Genomic DNA, 3,891 nt, shown 5'->3' on the forward strand with positions numbered 1-3,891 from the left:
CACACGCTATGATAAGCTCGCGCATGTCTTTCTGGGCGCGGTTTACGTTGCAGCAATATGGGTATGGCTTAAGTAATTTTCAGACACACCCTAGAGTGAAAGAAAGAGAGAATCCATTGACCAATTCAGGTCACTGGATTCTCTCTTTGTTTATCTGTGCCGGCGATCAATGATGTGCAGCGTCGGCGTGGTCACCAGCGGCGTGATGATCACTGCTGTGATCGCCTCAGTGACGAAGTTGGCTCCCAGCATGATGGCAATGAGCCAGAACAAGCCTGTGGTACTGCTGGCCTGGCCAAACGCCTTCAAAAGCGCGGCCGGGTCTCGCACAAAGAAGAGATAGGTGAAAAGCACCACCAGCCCAGTATTCAGGAAGGTGCCGACAAAAGCGACTGCCCCTGCCAAGAGGCTGGTCGTCTTGATTTTCTGACGCAAGTGCTTAAACAGCCAGCCAACGGTCCATCCCACGACCATCCGGGGAATGAATGCGATGACCGGATTCGTAAAGAGCAATACCGAGAGCGGTGATGGCGGCATGGTCAGCGCACGAATGAATGATAACCCGCCCCAGACAGTGCCCAGCAGCAGCCCACCGCCCGGACCTAACAGGATAGCTCCAATCGCCACGATGATATGGCCCACCGTAATCGTCGGCGCTCCAGGAAAGATCGTCATTGGCACATAAGTTTGAATGATTAACAACGCAATCAGCAGACTCATCAACGTGATTTGGAACGTTGAAAATTTACGCATGGCGTTTACCCTCCGGCAACATTTGATGGTTCTACTTTAGCATAATTACCCCGCCAACGGGTGGGAACTTGCTTGGTCCGTAACTTGCGGCGCCGCGGCCAGCGCCAGGCGGCTAAAGCGACAGCGGCAACCGTGAGCAGAAAAGCAAACCAGCCGCCCCACACCAGCCACTGCCACTGGGTAGCATCCGCGGCCGCTTTTTTTAAGGCTGGCGTGAGCGGTACCCGCCTCCCGGTCAGCAACAACCGATGGGAATTCACCATGTACGGGGTACAAGTCATCAGCGTCACCCGCTCTTCTTTCGGTGACAACGCAATGGTATTCTGCTTGTTGGGCAATACGACCTGCCGACCAGTGATCCGATATGCCCGTTTTTGGCCGCCGATAGTCAAAAGAAACGTATCGCCCCGCTTGAGGCGGTCTAAGCCGGTAAACAATTTGCGCTCTGGCAGGCCGCTGTGGGCCGAGATCATACTATGGGTATTTTTTTGTCCGCTAGGCAGGGACGTCCCGGGGACGACACTGGCGCCCCGCTCCAGCAGCCAGCCCGAAGTCCGGTCAAACAGATTGACTGAGACCTTGAGTTTGGGAATCGTTACTGTGCCCAGGAAGTGCTTAGCCAAATACCCCCGGGTCTTTTCATCCGTGGCTTCGCCGCGAAACGGATCTACGCCGGTCCGCAGGCCCTCTTTGGCAATTTTAGCGTTGTGCTGGCGCATCGCAGCCTCCTGCTGCTTCTGGTTAGCCTGAGCCTCTCGCACATACTGTTCCTGCTGGTAGTGATCCAAGAAGCCGTTCAAGGCATTGACGTAAAACGGATACGTGAAAATCAGCAGACCAATCACTAGGAATAGAATGGCGATACCGCGTCGAGATTTTTTCGGCTGTTTCTTCATGCCCATACCGTCCTTCGCTTGTGGTACCAAGTCAATCCGACAGCGAATCCGGCAAACAGAAGCAGACCGCTGATGCCGAGCAAGGCCATTTTCCAAATCTGCTGCTCCTGCCGGCGCTGAATCTGGGTGATGGTCGCGCTCATGGTACTGGTGGCAGACTTCACCCGCCGACCGGTGACCAGCAGGCGATGGCTATTGACCATGTATGGCGTGCAGGTGACCAGCGTCGCCAGTGACTGGCCGGCTACCGGTTTAACACTATCCACTGCCGCCGGCCGAACCGTTTTCTTTTGCGTCACCGTATACGTGTATTGGGTGCTATTGTGAAACACAACGAAACGGTCGCCCTTTTTCAACGTGTCCAGTCGATCAAAACCTGGATGGTTGGTGATGCCACTGTGGGCAGTGATTACTGGCCGCTGGTCAAATTGGCCCTGCCATAAGGTTGCACCCTTGGCCAGGGTCTGCTCCGTGGTAGCGTCAAATAACGGTAAGGTCAATTTCAGTTTGGGAATGATGACCTGATTTTTCTGGGCTGGACGAGCGATATCTGGAGTGCCAGCGCCAAGGACTTGCCGCAAGTGAGGAAGATACAGAACCGATGCCATCAGCAACACTAATCCCAGAATCAGCATACTCACGGTATAGCCGTGACATTTCTTCTTTTGCCGCCGCATGGCGTCTCTCTCCCTTCACTCCGAAATACAACGATCAGGGGCGATCCGCAGATCGTCCCTGTCCAGTGTCATTTACAATTTGATTATGCAGGCACGCGTTTGCCGAACTTGTACCAGACCGCGCCGCCGCTCATTACCAGGAACCCAGCCAGCAGGAATAAGATGATCCCGGGGCCGCCCGTGGACGGGAGACCGCCTTCGGGGATGTTCTTGATGGTGGTAAGCTGATCAGTTGCGGTCCAAGTGTTCAGAGCTACCTTGAATGGCACGCCCTTGGTCGGCAAGATGAAGCCATCAGGTGCCTTGGTTTCCACCAGTTCGTAGTCGCCGTATTCAAGTCCGCGGACTTCGATGTTGCCTTTATCGTTGGAAACGAATTTGGTGGCAGTGTCTTTGTCAGTTATCCATTTAATGTACTTGGCAGTAGTAGGATCATACGTGCTTTGAACCTCTGTTGATTCTGTGCCCGTCATGAATTGCGCATACCGCAAGTCTGCTCCTGTTCCTTTCGTGATGACGAACTCGGCTCCTTGTAACGCTTCGTCGTTAGCGCCGTCGACTTTCAGGAACTTCTTACCACCAGTGATTAACTCAGGGGCATCATCTTTCTTGGATGTTTCTGTCCCCTTGCGATTCCAGGTCCAGACCGCCTCGTTCTTCATAGCAATATCCGGTGTTGCGTACTGGTTCACTTGCAGAGTGTAGTAGATGCGAACCTTCTTATTGGCATACGGGTTTAACGCAGTTGCAACTGCTTGACTCTTGGAATCGTTGACGGTGTTGCTGAAGTTGAAATTGAGATCGAATCCGGCCAGGCCATCGGTCGTTTCCTTGCCCAATTCGTTGTGGGGAGTAAATGTATAGTGGTCTGCCAGGCTGTCCTTCAGGTCTTTGTCATCAACAACAATTTTATCCAGACTGACGAACGATAAACCAGGCTTGTTCACCTTATCGGCAAACCGGAAAGCTTCATACGTCGTCCGCTTACCGGCATCGATATCATAAACCCCGCCGATATCGTACGGCATCGTGAATTCCAAGTAGTACTGAACCTGTTTACCGACCTCAACATCTTGCCCATTAGTAATCGGGTTGCCTTCATTGTCAATCATTTCTTTGTCGAACTCAGAATCACCAATTTCGTTCTTGGGATACAGATGGATCTGAGAGAGCGGCGTTTCGCCTTTCATGATTGGCAGCACGACAACCATTGGTGCTGCTTTCTCGTTAACGTTGGCAGGACTCTGTGTTTCATAGAAAACATATACCTGGTGCTTGCCGTTTTGATAGGCCGGTAATCCATCGAATTTCGCCAAACCACCATTCGCAGTGGTTTGTGTGCCAACTGGGTTCGTCAGCTGGCTATTATCCGGGTTGGACTTAACAAACTCGGCCATTTGCCGTTGGATGAACGCCTTCATCGTTTCGCCTTCATTAGGCCCGCCCACCAGCAATTCACGGAATTTGTCTGTAACTGAAACTTGAAAGCTGGAAATCACGTTAAACATGCGTGGTTCCTGGCTTTTTTGGCAAAAAAATAAGCGCAGACTCTCCTGCGTTGTATA

The 3,891-nt window shown here is 52.4% G+C and carries 4 protein-coding genes; all 4 read right to left on the reverse strand.

Annotated features, from left to right (window positions below; all coding sequences use genetic code 11):
* Window positions 1-150: 150 nt before the first annotated feature.
* Window positions 151-753 carry an ECF transporter S component gene (locus H627_RS0115065; protein WP_027829586.1) on the reverse strand — a complete coding sequence of 201 codons (603 nt, stop codon included), beginning with the start codon at window positions 751-753 and terminating at the stop codon, window positions 151-153.
* 5 nt (window positions 754-758) lie between these two features.
* Window positions 759-1,649 (reverse strand): class C sortase, encoded by an 891-nt coding sequence (locus H627_RS18720; protein WP_051225476.1) that lies wholly within the window; start codon window positions 1,647-1,649, stop codon window positions 759-761.
* Window positions 1,646-2,326 (reverse strand): class C sortase, encoded by a 681-nt coding sequence (locus H627_RS19510; protein ID WP_027829587.1) that lies wholly within the window; start codon window positions 2,324-2,326, stop codon window positions 1,646-1,648. Before H627_RS19510 ends, H627_RS18720 begins: the two co-directional genes overlap by 4 nt.
* Window positions 2,327-2,409: 83 nt before the next feature.
* Window positions 2,410-3,834, reverse strand: a complete 1,425-nt coding sequence (locus H627_RS0115080) for a SpaH/EbpB family LPXTG-anchored major pilin (protein WP_027829588.1) — start codon at window positions 3,832-3,834, stop codon at window positions 2,410-2,412.
* Window positions 3,835-3,891 lie beyond the last annotated feature (57 nt).

Origin of the sequence: Schleiferilactobacillus harbinensis DSM 16991, from assembly GCF_000425885.1 — a bacterium.
GTDB lineage: Bacteria > Bacillota > Bacilli > Lactobacillales > Lactobacillaceae > Schleiferilactobacillus > Schleiferilactobacillus harbinensis.

Bases quoted from the DNA above. Each gene is read 5' to 3' on its own strand.
- H627_RS0115065 (WP_027829586.1), bottom strand. From the start codon at position 753: ATGCGTAAATTTTCAACGTTCCAAATCACGTTGATGAGTCTGCTGATT.
- H627_RS18720 (WP_051225476.1), bottom strand. From the start codon at position 1,649: ATGAAGAAACAGCCGAAAAAATCTCGACGCGGTATCGCCATTCTATTC.
- H627_RS19510 (WP_027829587.1), bottom strand. From the start codon at position 2,326: ATGCGGCGGCAAAAGAAGAAATGTCACGGCTATACCGTGAGTATGCTG.
- H627_RS0115080 (WP_027829588.1), bottom strand. From the start codon at position 3,834: ATGTTTAACGTGATTTCCAGCTTTCAAGTTTCAGTTACAGACAAATTC.